Origin of the sequence: Cryobacterium sp. LW097 (genome assembly GCF_002205495.2) — a bacterium.
Classification (GTDB): domain Bacteria; phylum Actinomycetota; class Actinomycetes; order Actinomycetales; family Microbacteriaceae; genus Cryobacterium; species Cryobacterium zongtaii.
Window position 1 is genome coordinate 3,060,308 of record NZ_CP021992.1, and the last position, 21,776, is coordinate 3,082,083.

Below are 21,776 nucleotides of genomic sequence, written 5' to 3' on the forward strand. Positions count from 1 at the left end.
ACGGGGGCGAGAACGCTCGCGCCATTCAGCGTTTCGCTGGAGTGCTCATTTCAGCGACTCAATCGCGCCGCACACCTGTTGGATTTCCTCGTCGGTTAGCTCGGGGAAGCACGGAAGCGACAGGATCTCTTTCGAAATTCGATCGGTCGTTGCCAGCGACTGGAGATCCGAGCCAAACCCAAGCTGGGCGTAGTCAGGAATCGGGAAATGAATATCGGTCTGAACGCCGAGAGCCAAAAGCGCTGCGCGTACGTAATCTCGGTTGGCCGTGAGTGCAACCGCAAGATGACCCACATGGTGTCCGCCAAGCGCAGGAAGCACTCGGAGAGGTCCACCCGCCGCGGCAGCGCGATAGCGTTCGATGATATCTCGACGTCGCTCGTTGAAACCGTCAAGTAGCGGCAATCGCGCGAGGAGGAACGCCGCCTGCATTTCATCGAGACGTGAGTTCGTGCCGGCGGGGATTTCCACGCGATACTTCGTGGACCAACCGTATTGACGAAGCTGAGCTACTATCGCCGCAAATTCGTCATTTGACGTTGCTATCGCACCGCCGTCGCCAATAGCGCCGAGGTTCTTGGTCGGGTAGAAGCTCGTCGCCGCGATGTCGCCAAAGGAACCCGCCGACTTTCCGTCGAGCGTGGCCCCAATCGCTTGGGCGCAGTCCTCAACTACCCTGATCCCGCGATTATGGCAGTACGAAACGAGGTTAGTGACGTCGGTTAGATTGCCGTAGAGATGCGTCACGACAACGACTCCGACGTCATCTGTGAGCGAGGGGACAAGGGTTTCCAGGCTCACACACAGGGATTCCGAATCAACGTCCGCGTATCGGACGCTGAAGCCGGCATGCTTTGCCGCTACCGATGTGTAGCCGCCCGCGTTTGCGGCGGTGACAACGGTATTTCGGCCAGCCGGCATCACCGTTTTGATCGCTAATTCGAGCGCGTCTGTTCCTGAAGCCACTCCCAGCACATGTTTGACTCCAAGGTAGGCCGCGAGTGCGCGCTGGAACTCATTGTGATTGGGGCCCATCACCACATACCCGGAGTCGAGGACCCTCTCAAACGCGGTAGTGAGACGCTCGCGATCGCGGAAGATTCCACGAGCGAGATCATTCATGGGAACGGACCGGATGTTAGTTATTGCGGTCACAGGTCTTCCTTCGTGGGACGAAAAGGCATTGGTCTTCAACGAATATTTTTGTCGGTGTCCAGCCGGATGCTGCGAGGACACAACGTGTCACGAGGTCTGCATCTGGCTGAAATTGAGAATGAGCGGGCGCTTCCGACGCACCAGCCGTCGGACCGGCGGCAGAACAGCAACACCAGCGCAGACGCCTAGAAGGGAGTACCACAATGGACTCATGGCGTCCCACCCGTGCAGCGCAAGGATGAATCCCAACGATGTGAGGGTCAGCGCAGACAAGCCAATTGCCATGTCGTACTTGATCGCAGCGATCGAGACGAATACCGCGGTGACGAACAACGCAAGCCCAATCCAACCCAATCCAAAGATTGCGTAGACGATCTCCGAGTCCACTGACCTGGCGATGTCGACGCCACCATGCAGTTCTGAATCGACTAGCCATCGCCCTGCGGGAGCCGTTTGGAGCAGGTATCCGAGTGGACGGTCTGCCAAGAATTGCGGCACCAACGAATAGATGGCACCACGGTAGTTCGAGCTGTACTCCAACCCTGTTGCGCCAGCGATAAAAGGAACCCATACAAAGACGGACAGATAGGCAAGGCTGGCGATCGCAGCAGCTGCGAGGGCGTGGACAACCCACAAGAAGCGCTGTAGAAGCGCCCGCATCACCGGGAACAGCTGGACAGCCGCGATGGCCGTGCAGATAAGTGCCGGGGCACGGCTACCCGTCGCCCACACACCCGCGACCAGGATCGCACTGACAATCAGCTGGATCCGGAGTTGGCGCAATTTCAGTGCGAGCGGAACCATGGTCGCTAGGATTGCACCCAAAACAAGAACGTTCTCAGACCCAACGAGCGCTCGGGTGAGTCCTTCACGTTGGCTCGTCGCGAATTCGTACTCACGTCCAAAAAGCGATTGACCAAGGAGAGATTCAGAAATCGCCAGGACCGATACCAAAGTCGCGACGCCCAGAAGCACCACGAGGTAGAGTCTGCCCTGCTCTGATCGATAGAGAACCCAAGCAAGTAGCGCGAACAACGGCAACATGACGAGCAGGTGCTCACCGTTCACCGCGAATAGTCGATCGTCGATCTGGCGTGCCACGAGTTCAATTGCGCCCACGGCCACAGCCAAATACCCGCCAACCAAGACAATGCAGGTGATGCGCCACCTGAGGGGTAGCTGCATGAGGAAAACCTCGACCGCCATCGCCGTGAAGCCAATCGCCACAGTAAAAAGTCGCAAGCTACCGAGCTGCTCGAGAAAGTAGGGAAAGAAGAGTCCAAACGAGAGAAGCAACGCGCTCGCGATCCGAAGAATGGATCGCGTGCGCTGACCCCTAACCAAGGACTCGGCCGGCCGACGCGGTGGCAGATCTGTCGGCGACAAACCCCTCGCGATCCGCGACAGATTCGTGCACAGTGGCGACACGAATTGTCAGACAAGACATGGTCCTTCTCGCCGTTTTGACGGCCGATATGTCTGAAACTGTTCTCACCCCTGGTCAGTATATTTATTTACAAAGTTGCCCCTGTTCGCCCGCAGTGCCAGTGCAAACGCCTCGTGACATAACTACACAAAGACGTTCATAGCAAGGCAACGACAAGGAGTTTAGACTACCCCCGTCTCCACTAGGCGGACGTGGGGCATTGCGTCGGTCCACGCCGCACGTGGCTAAGGCCCCAGCGCAGGTGTGGCCATTAGGTGCGGATACCGTTCTGCCAAAGCGCCAGCGTGATCACTTTTTGGTCGCGCTCGTAGACCATAGCGCGTACGACGACGGCAACGAGTGTGCCGATGACGGCGCCTACGGTGTTCGCTATAACATCGGTAGCTGTAGCGAACCGGGCAGCCAGGAACGTCGCCTGGGTCAACTCGATCGCAATTGATGCTGCCGGGCAGATCAACAGGGCTAGCCACCAGACCTTTGCTGGCAACAGGAGCGCGGCAAGAAACCCAAGCGGCACGAACATCGCGACGTTCGCCGTGAATTCGAGCTTGCTATAGCCGAACCACTCCGGAACGCCGTTTCGATGCACAACATCCAGGACCTTTTGTATCGCAGCGCTGTACCCCTGGTCCAGCGGAGTCGGCCATAAGGTAGCGAGGAGAATGACGACCACGTACGACGCCAACAAGAAACCGCCGATTGACGTGCGAGCCCTGCTTTTCGGCGGTGCTTTCATTGCGCTCGTGACTCCGTTCAACGGGAACTCCTTGTTTTTGCTGACTCGTCAGTACGGGAGCCAGCTCGAAGGACTTTTTCCCCTTCCAACCAGCCGCTGACGATGCTGGCTGAGTCCCTCCATTGGCCGCGCCTGGTGAGTAGCTTCCTCACGAGTGACCGGCCCACTTCGAAGCAGACCGCCAACCTCCCGCGCCAGACCGAAAACAGCTTCACTTGAAACAAAAAGAGGTTGCGTCCCAGAAGCCGTGGTGGAATGCCGTTCGAGCTCTGAGACGCATGCGCTCCAGGAACAATAACGACCCGGCGGCCCAACCGCGCGAGACGAACGTGCAAATCGGTCTCCTCGAAATAGAGGAAATACGATTCGTCGAGTCTCTGCTGCTCCAGGACGGCGGTTTCATACAGGGTGAATGCACCATCTAGCCAGGCACGGTCGACGGGTGGACCCTCATCCTTGAGCTTCCCGGTGTGGTGACGAGGCCTCTTGAGCACGGCAGACAAACGACCGCCGCCAGACCAGATCTTCGAGTCTGCGGTCTCGCTGTTGAAGAGCAGCGGACCCGCCACTGCGATGGCCGGGTCGGTCTGGAAGGCCGCCATGAGTTTTTCGACGGTATTCGGCTCGGGGAGCGACTCGTGAGTCGACAGCAGAAGCAGCTCAGTGCGCAGACCCAGTGAGGTCAGGAACTGCAATCCGGAGTTTGCTGCCGCTGCGTATCCCCGATTGTCGACACGAAGGAAGAGACAACCGGCGCTCTCTGCAATCTCTCGGGCAGACTCGCTCGCCTCGTCAGACTCGCTGTTGTCCACCACCACGGTACGGTCACTCAGCACCTGCGCGGCACGAAGCGCCGCCAGGGTGGCCGGCAGCGTTGCGGGGCTCTGGAAGTGCACCACGATGCAGGAAAGCTCAAGCTCGTTGCGGGCGCTCATACTGCGACCTGCCACACATGCTGGTTACGCGAACGCCAAACGAGTCCGGCAGGGTATCCAGCCATTTTGGCGATGTCCCCAATCACAACGATGGCCGGCGCCAACAAGAGAATCCAGACGGTCGCCGACCCCAGCGACTCTCGAGCCGTCACAACACGCCGCAGGAACTTCGCCAGGTAGCCCGCGGCGCCGGCGAGCAAGACCAACAGCAACCAAGGGCTTAGCCAGGCGGCACCCGTCAAAGCAAGGCCCAGGGCGTACGCGCTGTAGCGCGCCACATGACGCCGTCGCCACAGTCCAGATTTGCCGTCCCCGCGTGCGTACCTGTAGTACTGCTTGGCAAATGCTTTCAGGCTCGGCCGGGCATTCCACGATGCGATGGCGTCTGGCACGAAGACGAAGACAGCGCCATCCTCCTTGAGCTGGAGATCAAACAGAAGGTCTTCGCAGTAGTCAAGCCATTCCGGGTACCCCCCGGCTGCGTCCCAGACGGACTTGCGAAAAGCAATCGAACGGCTCGACGGCAGAAAGGACTCGCCGTCCACTTCAGACAGCGAGGGCGTGATCACCGCACCGATGGCGCGCTCCCAAAAGCTTCCACCGGACGAAACGAAGAATCCGCTTGCGACGTCGGCAGTGCCGCCGAGTGGTCGAACGAGTCGCTCCAACCAGCTTTTGTCCAGTGTCGCTCCCGCGTCAGACACGGCGATGATGGGGTTGGAGGCCAACGCAATCGCTTGGTTTCGTCCGGCAGAGATATTTGCACCCGGCGCCACTACGACCCGAACATGCACGCCTTCAGGCGGAGTCCAGCTTCGAATGATTTCTACAGTGGCGTCGGTTGATCCGCCGTCCACGATCACGATTTCTTGTGGCTTTTCGGACAACGCATGGATGCTCTGCAGGAAATCCGCCATTGCGAGTTCCTCGTTGAGCACCGTGAAGATGAGGCTCGTTGGCGTTGGCACGAATCGGACAGTAGTCATGATATCTCCGCCAGAACCCGGCCGACCTTTTGATGTGCGCTGGCGTGTCGGGACGCGATCTTGCCCTTTCGCCAGAGGAACTCCGGGAAAAGGCTGTAGAAGCGAGTCATTGACGCGATTTCGCGCATCCACGGCCTCAACCGGAATGTCTTCGTCTCCCGCGCCCAACCATGCACCCAGCGGAAGGCTCCGTCGAGAACGACTGTGTAGCCCTCGCGCCAAGCGCGCACACCAATCTCGCTGTCCTCGTAGTAAAGGAAGAACTTCTCATTCCATCCCTTGAGAGTCTGGATCGTCTGCGCGCTGCCGGCTACAACTGCCCCCATCACCCAAACGACGTAACGGGCCTCGCCGGACGACGCGTAAATATTGTAGGAATCCTCGATGCCAGGGGTAGTCCGGGTGCGATTCCTGATCTTGTTCGAGAGAGTCGGCATTCCCCGCCCATTGGCCTGAAGACTTCCATCCGGATTAATAAGTTGGGGGGCGACGAGACCACCGCGAACGTCGATCATTCCCGCGAGCCCGTCAAGGTCGTCGTACTCAACCGACACGTCGGGATTTACGAAAGCAATGTACTCCCCCGTGGCCAAGGCAAGCGCGCGGTTGTTGGCCGCGCCGAATCCGAGGTTCTTGTCCAACGCTATGACGGAGGAAGCTCCCAGCGACTCTGCCGTTGTGACGCTTGTGTCTGTGGACGCGTTATCGACGACAATCCACTGCACGTTTTCTGGAGGTCGGGTGCCCCAGAACTTGCGCAGGGTCTCCGCGCTGTTCCAGGTGACGGTGATCAGGGTCCAGCGGGTATTCACGGAATTCGAACTCCAAGTGTTGGGAAACTACGGGCGCCGCAGTCGAGGATCGCAGCGAGGGTTGTCCGCGCGCACCATAACTGCCCCACAAATCTGGAGACTCCCCATTTTGTATCGTAGCGGATGGTCAGAACCTCCCTCGCTCGCGGCACAGGGCCTGATCCGCAGCCAAATTTCCCTGGGCAGAGGTCAGGTATGGTTGCTCTCTGGTCTAGCCCGCAGCAGCCGCCAAGTTGATGGACCCCGCTACGTAGACGGGAGTCCCCGTGAGTTCGAGGGTCACCAGGCCCTTGACCGGGTCAATGACTGTGCTTCCGCCGTCCAAGGAAGTCACTGTGACCGGCTTCTTGCTCGCCAATGTGACCGTTGAGCTTTCGGCTGTCGTCCAGATCACACGCGTGGCATCCTTCTTCTCGCCGAACACGTAAGAACTGACGTTCTCACCGGCGTCCTCCTGGACAGTGAACGTCTTGCCCTGCAGCTGCTGGGCGATATGTGCCTGCCCTACTGCTGCCAGCTTGGGCACGAAGGCACTCGGCACGAACGATGTGGACGCCTCGAACAGTCCGAAGTTCGATTCAATGTCTCCGTCCATCAGGCTCGAGTCAGCAGCTTCGTAGGAGTAGAAGCGTTCAACACCATGACCAAATGACAGGGCCATAACACGAATGAGATAGTCCGCCTGGCTCTGGTCGCTCACCCAGCCTTCCTTGGTAGCCCATCCCATCTCTGTCAACCAGATCGGCTTGGACTCACCATTGTTGGCGGTCAAGATCATTTGCTGGATCGTGTCGAGGTCCGCGGCCAGTTTCTCCGGGGGCCCAGGCTGCACGTACGGGTGTGCACTCACTGCGTCGACGTAGTTCAAGCCACCCAAGTCAAAGAACTTCTGCAGCCATTCGAGCTTGAACCCCATGCCGGCGTTCCCCGGGCCCACCACGGTGGTCTCGGGATCCAGGGATTTCAAGTGGTCGGACGTGACGGACAACATGTCCATGTAGCACTCGGGGGTGGGGCCACAGAGTCCGGTGTTGAACGTGTGGTCGAACTCGTTGTATACCTCGACATCCTTGCCAACGTTCGGAAATTTATTCAGTAGGTCACCAGCAAAATTCGCGTATCCCTTAAGACCTTCCGGCGTGCTCGGTGTGCGCCCATCGTCGTAGAACGGATTCGAGTACACCGGCAGCTGAAGCGCGTTGATGCCGGCCTTCGCGTACTCGTCCATCGCGTTCACCGTGGCGGCCTCATAGTCGTAAACGCCGGGTGAACGTTCCGTCGCCCACCAGGCCACGTCCGCGCGCACGTGGCCGACCCCGATATCAGCGAGAGTGCCGATGAGGTTGTCGACGCGTTCCTCACCGCCGTGAAAATGGAGATGGGTGCCAAAATTCGAGGTTGAGGCGACGCCCTCAAAGGGTTCGACGACGCCAAAGGTTGTGGACCTGTCCTGCGGACCGCTCTCGAGCACCGCATTGAGATTGAGCCTGTAGAAACCGAGCGGGAGCTCGGTCAGGTCAATGGTCGTGTAATGCTCATCGAGCTTCTGGGTACCGTCCGCAACTGCGGCGCCGAGTTCATCGACGATCGACCACGTGATATCGCCGCCGGCAAATTGTCGCGAGGCAACACTTAGGCGAGCCTCCCCCTGCGTAAGCATGAGGGACTTGTTCGTGAGGGCGACCTGGCCTGAATGGGACTCCAAATCAGAGTTCATGAGCGGCGCAACCGCACTACCATTTCCGGTCGCCACAAAGGAATCAACTATGGCGGAACCCGCCTGACCAGTCGCCATCACCATGACGTTCATCTTCGAGCCGTCTCCGGGAGAGACGTAGTCGAGCGACATTTGCGTCCAGTCGTAAGTGCCCGCAGGCAATGACACGGAGACCGAGTCCCCTGACAAGGGACCCAGGCGCACCTGAACCGCGTTCTCACCGACATCCGTGCCCTTGGCCCAAAAGGTAAGGGTGTAGCTGCCGCCGGGTACGACGCTAATTGCCTGCTGCAGTCTAGGCGGGTCGGACTCAGATTGAGGGCCGGCACTGCGGATCTCCAAGGCGGACTGGCCGCCTTGGGCGGTCGAGGAGCCCAGGAACTCCGCGCTCTCCGATGGTGTGATGGGCGTCCACCAATCAAAGTCATCGGAAACGGGCAGCTTCTCGATGACGGGTGCCGCCGCCGTTGTGGCCTCCGGTTTCCCGGCGTCGCGCGCGACGTCGCTTCCAGCCCAGGGTTGTGCGATAACAACCGCGCCAAGTGACACAACCAAGACCGCGGCAATGCCGGCGATCCACCACGTACGACGCTTTAGCGCTGGAGTTCTTGGGGTTCGACGCTTGGCTGAATGCTCGGACATCATTGGTGAAAGCTCCCCTAAGACGGGCGTATGTGCGGTGGCGGCCGGGATACCGGCAACCAGCTGATCGCTCCCCCATGTGAGCCTCTGCCGCTCTAGCTTAGGGCACACTCACTTAGGCTTCGTGGCCGCGCTGGCATCGACGGTCCACACTCCTACCTGGACAAGGACACCCACTTGAGCGCGTCTGGCTCGTTGGCATTCGGTCACGCCGTCTTAGTTTTTCCGCGTGAGCACTGGCTTTGACGTTCATCTGCCTCGGCCATCAGACGTTCTTTGTTGTCGTGCCACACATTTCCACACGTGCGGAGTAGTTGGTAATGACACCTGTTTTGGGGTGACCCGTCGCGAACGCCGAACTTCCCCTCCTCTAGCCCTTGCTATCGCCGTCGTCGCGTCCGATGTGCTTGTCGGCCGCGTCGCGGGCATCCTGGATCTTGTCGGCGTGCTTGTCACCGGTGACTTTGTTGGCGGCCTTGGCCGCGCCGTCGATGACCTTGTCGGAGATCTCCTCGCCCTTGTCGCTCTTGAGGAAGTCCTGGGCCTTGCGGGTGATGTCGTTGAGGTTCACGCGTGTCTCCGATCCTTGGGGGTGCTTACGAGGTTAGTTCGGGTTGCGGTGTCTCGACAAGCTCGACCAACGAAACGCGCTCGACCAGGGCAACGCGCTCGATCGGCGACGGCCGGGGACGACAAAAGGGCCGGTCCCGAAGGACCGACCCTGTTGTTGTTGACTAGCTCAGCGAGTGAGCAGGTCTACTGAATTACTTGAGAACCTTGATGACGGTTCCGGCGCCGACGGTGCGGCCACCTTCACGGATAGCGAAGCCGAGGCCCTCTTCCATGGCGATCGGCTGGATCAGCGCGACAGTCATTTCCACGGTGTCGCCAGGCATGACCATCTCGGTGCCCTCGGGCAGCGTGATGACGCCGGTGACGTCCGTGGTGCGGAAGTAGAACTGCGGGCGGTAGTTCGCGTAGAACGGGTTGTGACGCCCACCCTCATCCTTTGACAGGATGTACGCGGTGCCCTCGAAGTCGGTGTGCGGCGTAACCGAACCCGGCTTGACGACAACCTGACCGCGCTCAACGTCTTCGCGCTTGGTGCCACGAAGAAGAAGACCACAGTTCTCGCCGGCCCATGCCTCGTCGAGCTGCTTGTGGAACATCTCGATACCAGTGACCGTGGTCTTGATGGTCGGGCGGATGCCGACAACCTCGACCTCGGAGTTGATCTTGAGGGTTCCACGCTCGGCGCGGCCGGTGACAACGGTTCCACGACCGGTGATCGTGAAGACGTCCTCGATCGGCATCAGGAAGGGCTTGTCCTTGTCGCGGACGGGCTCCGGGAAGTAGTCATCCACTGCCTGCATGAGCTCGAGGATCTTTGCAACCCACTTGGGGTCACCCTCGAGCGCCTTGAGGGCGGAAACCTGAACGACGGGGGCGTTGTCGCCATCGAAGCCCTGGCTGGAGAGCAGTTCACGAACCTCGAGCTCAACGAGCTCAAGGATCTCTTCGTCGTCGACCGCGTCGGACTTGTTCAGCGCGACGAGCAGGGACGGCACGCCGACCTGCTTGGCGAGAAGAACGTGCTCACGGGTCTGAGCCATCGGGCCGTCAGTAGCGGCAACCACGAGGATCGCGCCGTCCATCTGAGCAGCACCGGTGATCATGTTCTTGATGTAGTCAGCGTGGCCCGGAGCGTCAACGTGTGCGTAGTGACGCTTCTCGGTCTCGTACTCAACATGCGAGATGTTGATCGTGATGCCGCGCTGGCGCTCTTCGGGAGCGGAGTCGATCGACGCGAAGTCGCGCTGAACGTTGGTCTTGGAAGGGAACGTGTCGGCAAGGACCTTCGAGATAGCTGCCGTCAGCGTGGTCTTTCCGTGGTCAACGTGACCGATCGTTCCGATGTTTACGTGCGGCTTGGTCCGCTCGAACTTGGCCTTGGCCACTGTGGGTCCTCCTCAGGACTCTCGGCTCCACCGGACGTTGGTTTACGCCCGGTGGAACTGCTGGATTTGTGTACTTATGTTACTCGGGCCAGGAGGCCTAAGCGATTCGGCCCGAAGGCCGGTGGGTTATTCGCCCTTGTTCTTCTGGATGATCTCGTCGGCAACAGCCTTCGGGACCTCCTGGTAGCTCTCGAAAGTCATCGAGTACACCGCGCGGCCCGAGGTCTTGGACCTCAGGTCGCCGATGTAACCGAACATCTCCGACAGCGGAACGTGTGCGCGGATAACCTTCACGCCCTGTGCGTCCTCCATGGTCTGGATCTGGCCACGGCGAGAGTTGAGGTCTCCGATGACGTCACCCATGTATTCCTCAGGGGTGCGCACCTCGACGGCCATCAACGGCTCGAGAAGAACCGGGTTTGCCTTACGAACGGCTTCCTTGAAGCCCATCGATCCGGCAATCTTGAACGCCATCTCCGAGGAGTCGACGTCGTGAGCGGCACCGTCAAGCAGGCTCGCCTTGACGCCGACCATCGGGTAGCCGGCGAGCACACCCACGTTGAGGGCATCCTGGATTCCGGCGTCAACCGAAGGGATGTACTCACGCGGGATGCGGCCACCGGTGACCTTGTTCACGAACTCGTACGACTTGTCGGCAGTGATTTCAAGCGGCTCGATCGCGAACTGAATCTTCGCGAACTGGCCGGATCCACCGGTCTGCTTCTTGTGCGTGTAATCGTGACGCTCGACGGCCTTCTTGATCGTCTCGCGGTAAGCAACCTGGGGCTTGCCGACGTTCGCCTCAACGTTGAATTCACGCTTCATGCGGTCGACGAGGATGTCCAGGTGAAGCTCGCCCATTCCCTTGATGACCGTCTGACCAGTTTCCTGGTTCTGCTCGGTACGGAAAGTGGGGTCTTCTTCGGCCAGCTTCTGGATCGCGAGACCCAGCTTTTCCTGGTCCTGCTTGGTCTTCGGCTCGATGGCAACTTCGATAACCGGGTCAGGGAACGTCATCGACTCGAGTACGACCTGCTGGGCAGGGTCGCACAGGGTGTCGCCGGTGGTCGTGTCCTTGAGGCCGATGACCGCGTAGATGTGACCAGCGGTAACGAAACCGACCGGGTTCTCCTTGTTGGCGTGCATCTGGAAGATCTTCCCGATGCGCTCCTTCTTGCCCTTGGTGGAGTTGATGATCTGGGCGCCGGATTCGATGCGACCGGAGTAGACGCGCACGTAGGTGAGGCGACCGAAGAACGGGTGCACCGCAACCTTGAACGCCAGAGCCGCGAAGGGCTCGTCCGCGTTCGGGTGCAGCATGACAACCTTCTCTTCGTCGCGTGCGTCGTGCGCCTCAATGGCGGGAACGTCAAGCGGCGTCGGCAGGTAGTCGACAACGGCATCCAGCATCGGCTGCACACCACGGTTCTTGAACGCGGAACCGCAGAGGACCGGGTAGATCTCGCTGGCGACCGTGAGCTTGCGGATCGCGTGCTTGATCTCGGACACGGTGAGCTCTTCGCCGGAGAAGTACTTCTCCATGAGCTCGTCGTCGGTCTCGGCGACGGTCTCGAGGAGCAGCTTGCGGTATTCCGCAGCCTTCTCGACGAGGTCGGCGGGGATCTCTTCGATGGCGTACTTGGAGCCCATCTCGACGTCACCCTTGGAGTCGCCGCGCCAGGTCAGCGCGCGCATCTCGACGAGGTCAACGACCCCTTCGAAGTTCGACTCTTCACCGATCGGCAGCTGGATGACCAGCGGCTTGGCGCCGAGGCGCTTGATGATGGTGTCGACGGTGTAGTAGAAGTCGGCGCCGAGCTTGTCCATCTTGTTGACGAAGCAAATGCGGGGCACGTCGTACTTGTCGGCCTGGCGCCAGACGGTTTCGGACTGGGGCTCAACGCCCTCCTTGCCGTCGAACACGGCGACAGCGCCATCGAGGACGCGGAGCGAACGCTCCACCTCGACGGTGAAGTCCACGTGGCCGGGGGTGTCGATGATGTTGATCTGGTTGCCGGCCCAGAAGCACGTCGTAGCAGCGGACGTGATCGTGATGCCACGTTCCTGCTCCTGTGCCATCCAGTCCATCGTGGAGGCGCCATCGTGCGTCTCACCGATCTTGTGGTTCACACCCGTGTAAAACAGGATGCGCTCGGTCGTGGTGGTCTTGCCGGCATCAATGTGGGCCATGATGCCGATGTTGCGGACCTTGCTCAGGTCGGTGAGCACGTCAAGTGCCACGGGTGTCCTCCGGAAGTTTTGTGATAGATGAGGTTGAACAGGCCTTGCGCCGGTCGAGCTTGCCGAGACCGTGGTCCCGGCAGGCTCGACCGGCGTGGACGACTACCAGCGGTAGTGAGCGAAAGCCTTGTTCGCTTCAGCCATCTTGTGAGTGTCCTCACGACGCTTCACAGCGGCGCCGAGGCCGTTGGACGCGTCGAGGATCTCGTTGGTGAGACGCTCGGTCATGGTCTTCTCGCGACGCGCCTTGGCGTAGCTGGTCAACCAACGCAGCGCGAGAGTGTTCGCACGGTGCGGCTTGACTTCGACGGGCACCTGGTAGGTGGAACCACCGACGCGGCGCGAACGCACCTCGAGGGTCGGGCGCACGTTGTCGAGTGCCTTCTTCAGCGTGACAACAGCATCCGCACCGTTCTTGGCAACGACGCCTTCGAGTGCATCGTAAACGATGCGCTCGGCGAGGCCCTTTTTGCCGTCGAGGAGGATCTTGTTGACCAGCTGGCTAACAATGGGGGCGCCGTATACCGGGTCAGCGATAACGGGACGCTTGGGCGCTGGGCCTTTACGAGGCATTACTTCTTCTCCATCTTGGCGCCGTAGCGGCTACGAGCCTGCTTGCGGTTCTTGACTGCCTGGGTGTCCAGGGCGCCACGAACGATCTTGTAACGAACACCGGGGAGGTCCTTAACACGACCACCGCGAACGAGCACCATCGAGTGCTCCTGCAGGTTGTGGCCTTCACCGGGGATGTAGGCGGTGACCTCGGTACCGTTGGACAGCTTGACGCGAGCAACCTTGCGGAGAGCCGAGTTCGGCTTCTTCGGGGTGGTCGTGTACACACGCGTGCAAACGCCGCGCTGCTGGGGGTTGGACTTCAGGGCGGGAGCCTTGGTCTTGGTGACCTTGGGGCTGCGTCCCTTTCGCACCAACTGCTGAATGGTGGGCACTAATAACTCCTTGTTTTTGCTGCACGGTGACAGCTGACTGATGTCAAAGCATTCGAATCGCACTTCTCAGTGCTCATCGAGTTCATCTGGACCCTCCGGACATCACGGAATTGCTTCCGGTCGTTCTGGTGGGTATGCCGTGGGGGCCGCTCGGAGAGCAAACCCTGTTTGCGTGGAGTGTCGGGGCGTCTGAAGTGCAACCCGATGTCAGACAACGAAGCGGCATAACTGAAGCGCACGACAAAGCGCACACCGGATAATTCTAAACCCCGCCGGGGTGGCGGGTCAAGCGAGCCCCGTCGGTCGAGCCTGTCGAGACCCCGCAAGCCGATCTGCTCACGTACTGTGCGGGTCCAGCGTGCTGCCCAGATCGGCCAGCAGCGCCTGCACCTGCGGTTCCACGAACGCGGCGATGGCCTGCTGAAGCTCGGCGCGGTGCCCGCGCAGGTCGGCGCAGACCCGCTTGCCCACCAGGGTGGCGTAGTCATCCGCCAGCCGCATCTCCACCCGCAGGCCCGCCTTTTCCTCGATGCTCAGCGGCGGCGGCACGAGCTCGGGATCGTCGGCGGTGAGGGGCTGTACGAACTCTTCGAAGGTGAACAGGTAAGGAGAGCCCGGCTCGGCGGGCGGGTCGAGGTCGATGCCGTCGAACTCCGGCTCGAGGCCCTCGAGTGGCCGGTACGCCTGCGCGGACCGGCGCAGTTCGATGAGGCCCAGCTCGCGGTTGAGGAGCGGCAGGCTCTGCGCGGTGTACGTCTCCACCTCGTCGTCGACGAGCGTTTTCATGCGTATTGAGAGCGGATGCTGCACCGCGTGCGGCACATCGGTGTCGAGTCCGGCGGCGCGCAGCACCGGGGAGCCGAAGCAGTGTTGGCAGAGTCTGGAGCGTGCCCGGTGCGTGCCGGGCCGCCACCGCGGAACCCAACGCAACCAGGCCTCGACCTCGCGGTCGACCCGCGACTCGATGGATGCATCCATGGCTGTCAAGTTTAGTCGCTGCCGGCCCCGGAGTCACCAGGTTTCGACAAGCTCAACCAGCGGACCGGGCCGAGCGGGCTGATTAGCCGAAGTAGCGGTCGGGGCGGTGGTTCATGGCGATGATCATGTTGAGGATGACCGCACCCACCACCGAGAGCAGCACCATCGGCAACGGCAGCGTCGCGAAAGCGGCGAGCACGATGAGCACGTCGACGACGAGCTGCACGTAGCCGGCGCGCCATCCGCGGCTCTTCTGCAGGTACAACGCGAGGATGTTGACCCCGCCCAGGCTGGCCTGGTGTCTGAACAACACGATGAGACCGATGCCGGCCAACAGACTGCCCAGCAGCGTGGCGTAGATCGGGTCGATGTGCCGAATCTCCAGCAGCAGCGGGTGCACCTCGGAGAAGACCGAGACCAGCACCACGGCGATGAGGGTCTTGACGGTGAAGCGCCAGCCCATCCGCCAGATCGCCAGCGCGAAGAACGGCAGGTTGACCAGCACGAACCACACACCGAACGACCAGCTGGTGACGTAGCTGGCCAGCAGCGCGATACCGGCGGTGCCGCCGGTGGCCACGCCGACCTCTTTGAGCAGGTACAGCCCGAACGAGACGGCGAAGGTGCCGATGAACAGCGCCACCACGTTCTCGAACCGGGAGTGCGGCACCCGCTGCGGACGCTCGGACGGGTCGACGATGGGTACAGAACCGGTGCGCGTCACGCGCGCGGCTCGGGGGTGAAAATGGCACAAGTCATTACGCCATGGTATCGAGCCGTGGGGTCAGCCCAGCGCGGCCGGCTTCTCCGGCACCGGGCCGGGCCACGGCCCGTACCGGTCGGCCATCTCGTCCATGGAAACGGCGAGGGTGGGGCCGGTCATGCCCGTCCAGCCGATGGCAGCTGCGGCCGGAGCCAGGTCCAGTGCCGAATCCCCGTCCCGGAACGCCACGGCCGCCGTGGTGGTGGGTTGCTCAACGGTTGCGGACCAGGCCATGGCGAGCGTGTAGTCCAGCAGGGCGGGCACGTCCCCCGGGTAACCGGCCTCGAGGTTGAGCCCGACGGTCAGTTCCAGTTGATTGGGCAGCCCCACCGGCCCGGTCGACACGAACGCGGCGCTCACTCCGGGCAGCTGGCCCAGCTCGTCGGTGACCTGCGCCGTCGTCCGGCTGTCGGATGCCGGGTCGTTCGGTGACGTGGACGCGGGCTGGCCGGACCGGCCGACGGCGACGCATCCGCCCAGCGTTACCGCAGTCAGGGTTGCGACGACGAGCAGAGCCGTTCGGCGGGTCGTCAACGATCGGTGCTGGCCGTTCATGGTTGGCGTTGCGCTCCGTAGTCGGTGGTTTCGGATACGACCGCGCCGGTTTCGGTGTTGGTTGTGGTGGTCGTGGTGATGTGGGTTTCGGGGTCGGTGATCATTGTCACTTCGAGCTTGTCGCCCGCGTCCGGGAAGTACCCCGCCGCGGAGTCGGTCCACGCGGCGATGCTGGGATCGGAGGAGCCCTCGACCTCGCCGGCCGTGATCGCGTACCGTTCGGCGTTGTGGGCGCCCTGTTCGCCGGCGATACCGACCGGAACACCGTTGTCGCCCGGCAGCGACGGGGCAGGCGCCTGCACGGTGGTCCAGTTCGCGGCGTCGGGGTTGTTGTGGCCGTCGAGCTTGGCCACTGGGTCTTCGTCGAATTCGAGCGAGAGCACCTGCACGTCGCTGGGGATGTCGAAGTTGGCGACGGGTGATCCCCCGGTGACAACGTGGGTGAAGTTGTAGTTCAGGCTCGGGTCGGCCGCCATCTGCCCGGCGACGATGCCGCCCAGGCTGAAGCCCTGGATCATCACGGGATTCTCGTTGGTGATGCCGGCCTCCCGCATCGCCGCATCCACGGCGCTGGAGAGCGCCGTCTGCTGGGCCAGCATGGCGTGGGTGTCTGCGGTGACGTCGTTCGGGGTGCTGCCGGCGGCCGGGTCCCACACCTGGGTGCTAGGCACCTGCACGATGAAACTCGGCGGGCTGCCGGGCACCTCGGTGATTCGGATGCGCGCCAGCGCGTCCTCGTCGCCCGTGGCGGAGGTGTCGTACTTGTCTATCTGCGCCGACCCGGTGAAGAGTCCCTCGAGGCTGGTGGGGGTGGCGACATCCGGACCGATGATTTCCGGCGGGTTGATCAGGTCGTCGCGGGTGAGCAGCGGACCGTCGTCGAAGAGGCCGGCCTTGTTGCCGCCGCCGATGATGGCCTGCAGCGCCTGTTCGTAGCTGGTGGGCGGCCACGGCACCCCGGTGAGTGCCGTCAATGCCAGCCGGGTGCGAGCCGGACCCAGGACCAGTGCGAGCGGCAAGGTGAGACCGGCGAGGAGCCCCGGGGCGCCCTCTGCGATCAGGTCGACGGCCCAGGCGTTCTCCCCCGCCAGCTCGTTGAGCAGGGCTAGCTGGTCGGCGAGAGTGCCGGCCACGGTCTCCTGTGCCTCGTCGGAGTCATAAGCGTCGGCGGTGTTGGCTGCCAGGCTGCCCAGGAAGACGCCGGGCAGGGCGAGTTTCCACGGGTCGGCCAGGGTCTCGTTTAGGCCCTCACCGAGCGACTCGAGCGCTTCGCCGCCGTAACCGGCAACGTAGACCAGGGCCACATCGGCGGCGGCCACGGCGGCGAGGCCCACGGCCAGCGGTACGGCCATCACCCCGATGAAGAAGGTGGTGGTGTTCGCGGCCGCGTCGGCCAGGATCGACAGGCTGCGGTCAACGGCTTCGTATGCATCCACGGCGCCGGCCAGGAACACCGCGGTGACGCCCGCCTCGGTGGCGAAGAGCAGCATCTGGCCGGTGGCGAACACGATCTGCTGCTCGGCGGCCGCCGCGGTGATCGGCGAGAGGATGGCGGAGGCCAGCAGGTCGCCGTCCACGGCGATGCCGGCCGCGGTGAGAGCCTGGTCCACGAGCTGCTGGGCCATCGCGGCGAGGTGCCCGGATTCAGTGCGCATGTCGTCGAGGTTCGCGCCGATGCCGCCAGCTCCCCCGGACACGGTGAACGTGGGCTCAGCCACGGAGCACCCCGAGCAGCGAGCCGATGGCGGTGGTGACCTGGCCGGTGATCGCGGCCGGGCCGGTGGTCTCGATGCGCACCCGGCTGGAGTCGACGAAGTCGACGGTGGACTCGATGCGACCCACCAGTGGGGTGTCCGCGCTCATCTGGAACCAGCCGGCCGCGCTGCGGAACCAGTGCACGGCGAGGCTGTCGCCGGTGAGGGAGGTCGCCGCGACGCTGTAGCCGGCGTCGATGCCGAACGCGGGTCCTTCGAGGACGTGTTCGGCCTGCGGCAGCCCCACCGTGAGCGCGGCGGCGTGGATGATCTCGGGGTTGCCGGTGCGGATGGCGCCGATCATGCCCTGCGCCAGGGTGAGCGGCAGCACGACGGCAGCGGCGGGCCTGCCGTGCGGGGGCCGTGGGTGGTATTTCGGTTCGAGGCGCACGAGCGAGCGCAGCGTTTCGCCGATCAGGGCCGAAACGGGGAACGCGGAGAGTTCCACGGCATCCTCGTTGGCGGGATGGCTGCCGTGGTCGTCCAGTCGTTGGCCGCGCACCAGGGAGGCGGCGAAGCCGGCGCGCACGGCGATGGTTTGCACGATGGTGCGGCCGCCGCCCCAGGAGTGCACGGCCAGGAGCAGGGCGGGTTCGGTGAACAGGCCGAGGAAGCCGAGCACGGCCGGGTGCACCCGGGCGGCGAAGTCGTCGGTGGGGGTGTCGGTGGGTGCTGCGGTGGAGGTGTCGGTGGGCGCCGCGCGCAGCAGGCCCTGGTCGATGAGACCGAGTTCTGCGACGAGCATCCGTTCGGTGCGTTCGATCTCGGGTGCCTCGGCGGCCCAGGCGGAGTAGAACTCGGCCGGCAGGGTGAGGTCGGGGCAGCGATTCTGCAGCAGGTGCAGCTGGTCGGCGGTGAGGCCGAACCGGGCCGGCGTGGTTGGGGAGGTGGGTGCGGTGGAGAAAGCCATGGTTACCAGCCCCGTCGGTGGAAGGTGTCGGCCAGGTCGAGCCAGCCGGGCGAGCCCGGGGTCGGCAGTTCCCGCACCGTGCGGATGAGTTCGTCGGCTTCGCTCACGAGCGCGCGGGGCACCTCGGTGCCGAAGAATTCGAAGACGTTCTCGGCGCCCTCGGTGATCACCTCGACGGTGTTTCCCACCAGCCGGGCGGCGTCGTTCCAGCGCTCGGAAATCCACTGTTCCGCTTCGACGATGGCCTGTTTCACGGCTTCGACCGAGCGGATGTGGGCGTCGATCGCGTCGGCCGCCTCGTCGAGCGAGGTGGCGGAGGCGTCGAGGTTGTTGGCCCGCTGGCCGAGCTGTTCGATGAAGGTCGCCGCGGCGGACGATACCCAGGTGGTTCCCACGGCCGAGCGCAGCGTGGTGGCGCGGGTGCGGGTGTCCTCCGCCAGGGTGCGCAGCTCGGTGGACTGCCGGCCGAGTGCCGCCATATCGCCGTACATGCGGTCTCCCTGGGGTTGGCTGCTCGGGGTGGGGCTTGTGGCTTGGGGTGGTGCGGATTGACCAAAGGCGTGACCGGAATCCGGTCACGCCTTTGCTCTGAAGAAGCGGAATTAGCCGCCGATGCCGCGGGCGAGTTCGCTGTCGACGTTCTCCAGGGCGGTGGCCGCCCGGGTGAGGAACTCCGACATGCCCTGGAGGCCGTTGACGGCCTCGGTGGTGCCCTTGGTGAACTGCTCGTACGAGGTGTGGAAGGCGCCCGACGCGGCGTCGGTGACGAAGCCACCGGCGACGAGGTTGTTGACCAGGCTCTGCAGCTGGGACAGCTTGGCGGTGAGGTCGTCCTTGCCAGCGATCAGGCTGCGCGACGCGTCGTTCATTTCGCCGTAAGTTACGTTCATATTCGCCATGAGTTACTGCTCCTCTTATTAGTAGTTCGGGGCCAACCCCCAAAGGCCGACCGACTACGTACAACCTAACGAACCCAGGTCGCAATGCGGAATGGGCAGCACTCCCCATGCTCTCCCCCGCCGCTGGCCGACCGGGTCGAACGAGCTGAGACGCATCCGTCGGTAAAGGCGGAGTTTTTCGGGAAGCGCCGTGCTGTGCGCCACGACACGCCGACCCCGGCCGGACTGCGCGCCGGACGAAGACCCGGGTTAGGAGTAGGACTCGCCCGCGCCCAGGGGCTCGCCGGCACGCCAGTAGTTCACCGCGAGCAGCAGGCCGGCCGCCAGCAGGGCCAGGCCGATAGCCAGGGTGGTGACGAAGAACGGGGTGTCGTCGAAGCCGAGGGCGATCCAGCACAGCCCCACGAAGGCCCCGCCGAGTCCGGCCAGCCACAGGTCGAAGCGCCAGCGGAAGGTGACCCAGCGCCAGAGACCCTTACCGGCGCTGCCATCAACGGCCTCCGGGTGCCGGGCAACACGCGCGGTGTAGACGACCTTCTTGATCAGCGACACCACGATCGCCGCGAACAGCGCCGCGGCCAGACCGCCGTACGCGGCCAACAGCATCCATACCGCCGAAGAGTTCTCGTCCTTCAGACCCGCCGGCCAGGCGGTACCGCCGATGAGGTTGCGCAGCGGAATCACGACGAGCAGCACCCATGCGGCCAACGGCAGCAGTGCCCACGCCGCGTGCAGGCCCAGCGGCAGCGGCTTGTACTTGGCGGCGTGGGAGCCGCCGCGCCAGAACGTGGTGTCACGTTCGGCGATCACGCCGCGTCGGCGCAGGTAACCCGGAATGAGGAAGCACACGGCGACGATCAGCAGCATGGCCGGGACCGCGGTCATGGCGGAGAGCACCGAGAGCTCCCGCTCGACGAAACCGAACTCGGCCCGGTACGACAGGTTCTGCTCGTTGATTCGGGCTAACGCGTCGGACTGCAAGGTGGAGATACCGACCACGGTGATGAAGAGCATCACCACCGCCGCGATGGCGAACACCACCCCGGTCGAGAGCAGGAACAGTCCGCGGGTGTTGCGACCGGTCGTGGCTTCGGGCGTGGTGGTGCTCTGGGTCATAGGGTCTCGGCCTTCCAGGTGATCGAATCAACGATCGCGTCGAACAGTTCGGTGAAGAGGTCGGCATCGTCGACCATGGGCGCGGAGATCGTGATGCGCAGCAAATCGTCGGTCTGTGGCCTCGGCAGCCAATAGGTGGCGCGCAGCGCCGGCACCGTTTCCTGGCCCACCCGCTGCCGGGCGCTTTCGGCCTGCCGGGCCACCAGGCCGCTGCGCTGCTCGAGCACCACGGCATCGGGCACCATGGCCCGCAGCCGGTCGGCCGGGTCCAGCTCTGCGGATGCCGATACCGGCCAGGTCTCCACCGTCGTGATCATCGCGGCGGGAAACGGCACGCCGGGCAAAAGTTCCATCGACAGAGCGAACGAAATGGCGCCGGCATCCCGGGCCTGCTGGGCCGTCTTCACGAACTCGTCGCGGGTCTGCCGGCGCAGGCGGGCCGCACGGTCACCGCCGCCGACCTGTTTCTTCACCAGGGCCACGATGCGCTTGGTCATGGCCACTTCGTCTTGCAACGGGATGACCGCCCAGGTCCCGGGCAGGATGATCGAAAAGGTCTGGTCAGGGCTGACTACCTTGCGGGTCACGCGGTCGCCTCCAGTTCGATGCGCAGGGCCGCGACAACCTCTTCGGTCTGTCGGGGCATGTTGACGAACGCGCCGACACTCTCGGCGGAGAAGACCAGCTGCACCATCTGCGCGGCGCCGGGCGGGAAGACGGCGAAGACCGTGCGTTCCTCAATGACGGCTTCGTCGTCGCCCGGGTTGCGCAGGGCGATGAGGTTGTGCGCGGCGACGAACGGACCGGCCGCGACCTCACCCTCCCAGGTGGTGACGCTCAGGTATTCGATGCCGGGTGTACGGCGGCCCTCGTCGGCGCGAAGCTCGGCGAGGTAGCTGTCAGCGGCCGCTTCGGAGGTGCCGGCGGGCAGGTCGTTGAGCTGGAAGGCCAGCGCGCTGGACGCCCGGCCCGTTTCGGGGTACGGGATCCAGACGGCACAGCTCATCCGCGGGTTGCCGATGCCGATGAGCCGGATCTGCAGCGCTTCGAGCTGACTGCCTAGCGTGCGCCGGCTGCTTCCGGCCCCGGTCACCTCGGCGGCCAGGGTCTCACCCCAGAGCAGCTGTTCAGACCGGTCGAGCGGAACTGGATACCAGGTGGCGTCGGCGTCAACGCTGAGGTCGACAATGTCCCTGGTGGAAGGCGAATTGCGAAATGTCATCGG

Annotated in this window: 22 protein-coding genes; all 22 read right to left on the minus strand. The window is 63.2% G+C overall.

Features of this window, described 5'->3' with window-relative positions:
* Positions 1-45 precede the first annotated feature (45 nt).
* Entirely contained in the window at positions 46-1,122 is a 1,077-nt protein-coding gene (locus B7495_RS14410) for a DegT/DnrJ/EryC1/StrS aminotransferase family protein (protein ID WP_151199582.1), read from the minus strand.
* Between the two features lie 120 nt (positions 1,123-1,242).
* On the minus strand, positions 1,243-2,382 hold the full coding sequence (locus tag B7495_RS14415) for a hypothetical protein (RefSeq protein WP_151199583.1): 1,140 nt from the start codon (positions 2,380-2,382) through the stop codon (positions 1,243-1,245).
* 470 nt (positions 2,383-2,852) lie between these two features.
* Positions 2,853-3,359: a VanZ family protein gene (locus B7495_RS14420; protein ID WP_151199584.1), complete on the minus strand. Its 507-nt coding sequence runs from the start codon at positions 3,357-3,359 to the stop codon at positions 2,853-2,855.
* Positions 3,356-4,273 (minus strand): glycosyltransferase family 2 protein, encoded by a 918-nt coding sequence (locus B7495_RS14425; protein WP_088457189.1) that lies wholly within the window; start codon positions 4,271-4,273, stop codon positions 3,356-3,358. The genes B7495_RS14420 and B7495_RS14425 overlap by 4 nt, the downstream gene beginning before the upstream one ends.
* Positions 4,270-5,259, minus strand: a complete 990-nt coding sequence (locus B7495_RS14430) for a glycosyltransferase (RefSeq protein WP_088457190.1) — start codon at positions 5,257-5,259, stop codon at positions 4,270-4,272. The genes B7495_RS14425 and B7495_RS14430 overlap by 4 nt, the downstream gene beginning before the upstream one ends.
* A complete protein-coding gene (locus B7495_RS14435) occupies positions 5,256-6,071 on the minus strand; it encodes a glycosyltransferase (protein WP_088457191.1) in 816 nt (271 codons plus the stop codon). Before B7495_RS14435 ends, B7495_RS14430 begins: the two co-directional genes overlap by 4 nt.
* A gap of 211 nt (positions 6,072-6,282) precedes the next feature.
* Positions 6,283-8,433, minus strand: a complete 2,151-nt coding sequence (locus tag B7495_RS14440) for a glycosyl hydrolase (RefSeq protein ID WP_151199585.1) — start codon at positions 8,431-8,433, stop codon at positions 6,283-6,285.
* 367 nt (positions 8,434-8,800) lie between these two features.
* Positions 8,801-9,001: an Rv0909 family putative TA system antitoxin gene (locus B7495_RS14445; RefSeq protein WP_088457193.1), complete on the minus strand. Its 201-nt coding sequence runs from the start codon at positions 8,999-9,001 to the stop codon at positions 8,801-8,803.
* Positions 9,002-9,194: 193 nt separating this feature from the next.
* Positions 9,195-10,388, minus strand: coding sequence for an elongation factor Tu (gene tuf, locus B7495_RS14450; RefSeq protein ID WP_088457194.1), 1,194 nt, complete (start codon positions 10,386-10,388; stop codon positions 9,195-9,197).
* A gap of 126 nt (positions 10,389-10,514) precedes the next feature.
* Positions 10,515-12,629 carry an elongation factor G gene (fusA, locus tag B7495_RS14455; RefSeq protein ID WP_088457195.1) on the minus strand — a complete coding sequence of 705 codons (2,115 nt, stop codon included), beginning with the start codon at positions 12,627-12,629 and terminating at the stop codon, positions 10,515-10,517.
* 102 nt (positions 12,630-12,731) lie between these two features.
* Positions 12,732-13,202 (minus strand): 30S ribosomal protein S7, encoded by a 471-nt coding sequence (gene rpsG, locus B7495_RS14460; RefSeq protein WP_066597688.1) that lies wholly within the window; start codon positions 13,200-13,202, stop codon positions 12,732-12,734.
* Entirely contained in the window at positions 13,202-13,576 is a 375-nt protein-coding gene (gene rpsL, locus B7495_RS14465) for a 30S ribosomal protein S12 (RefSeq protein ID WP_055811472.1), read from the minus strand. Before rpsL ends, rpsG begins: the two co-directional genes overlap by 1 nt.
* 336 nt (positions 13,577-13,912) lie before the next feature.
* On the minus strand, positions 13,913-14,554 hold the full coding sequence (locus tag B7495_RS14475) for a spermidine/putrescine ABC transporter substrate-binding protein (protein WP_088457196.1): 642 nt from the start codon (positions 14,552-14,554) through the stop codon (positions 13,913-13,915).
* Between the two features lie 82 nt (positions 14,555-14,636).
* Positions 14,637-15,278, minus strand: coding sequence for a YitT family protein (locus B7495_RS14480; protein WP_240632262.1), 642 nt, complete (start codon positions 15,276-15,278; stop codon positions 14,637-14,639).
* Between the two features lie 60 nt (positions 15,279-15,338).
* Positions 15,339-15,851, minus strand: coding sequence for a hypothetical protein (locus tag B7495_RS14485; protein WP_151199586.1), 513 nt, complete (start codon positions 15,849-15,851; stop codon positions 15,339-15,341).
* 17 nt (positions 15,852-15,868) lie between these two features.
* Positions 15,869-17,590 (minus strand): hypothetical protein, encoded by a 1,722-nt coding sequence (locus tag B7495_RS19160; protein ID WP_088457198.1) that lies wholly within the window; start codon positions 17,588-17,590, stop codon positions 15,869-15,871.
* Positions 17,583-18,536 carry a hypothetical protein gene (locus B7495_RS14495; protein WP_088457199.1) on the minus strand — a complete coding sequence of 318 codons (954 nt, stop codon included), beginning with the start codon at positions 18,534-18,536 and terminating at the stop codon, positions 17,583-17,585. Before B7495_RS14495 ends, B7495_RS19160 begins: the two co-directional genes overlap by 8 nt.
* Positions 18,537-18,538: 2 nt before the next feature.
* Positions 18,539-19,027 (minus strand): hypothetical protein, encoded by a 489-nt coding sequence (locus B7495_RS14500; RefSeq protein WP_088457200.1) that lies wholly within the window; start codon positions 19,025-19,027, stop codon positions 18,539-18,541.
* Positions 19,028-19,138: 111 nt separating this feature from the next.
* Entirely contained in the window at positions 19,139-19,426 is a 288-nt protein-coding gene (locus B7495_RS14505) for a WXG100 family type VII secretion target (protein WP_240632263.1), read from the minus strand.
* A 258-nt stretch (positions 19,427-19,684) separates the two neighbouring features.
* Positions 19,685-20,551 carry a hypothetical protein gene (locus B7495_RS14510; protein WP_088457202.1) on the minus strand — a complete coding sequence of 289 codons (867 nt, stop codon included), beginning with the start codon at positions 20,549-20,551 and terminating at the stop codon, positions 19,685-19,687.
* Positions 20,548-21,138, minus strand: coding sequence for a hypothetical protein (locus B7495_RS14515; RefSeq protein ID WP_088457203.1), 591 nt, complete (start codon positions 21,136-21,138; stop codon positions 20,548-20,550). The genes B7495_RS14510 and B7495_RS14515 overlap by 4 nt, the downstream gene beginning before the upstream one ends.
* Positions 21,135-21,773, minus strand: coding sequence for a hypothetical protein (locus tag B7495_RS14520; RefSeq protein WP_088457204.1), 639 nt, complete (start codon positions 21,771-21,773; stop codon positions 21,135-21,137). Before B7495_RS14520 ends, B7495_RS14515 begins: the two co-directional genes overlap by 4 nt.
* Positions 21,774-21,776 lie beyond the last annotated feature (3 nt).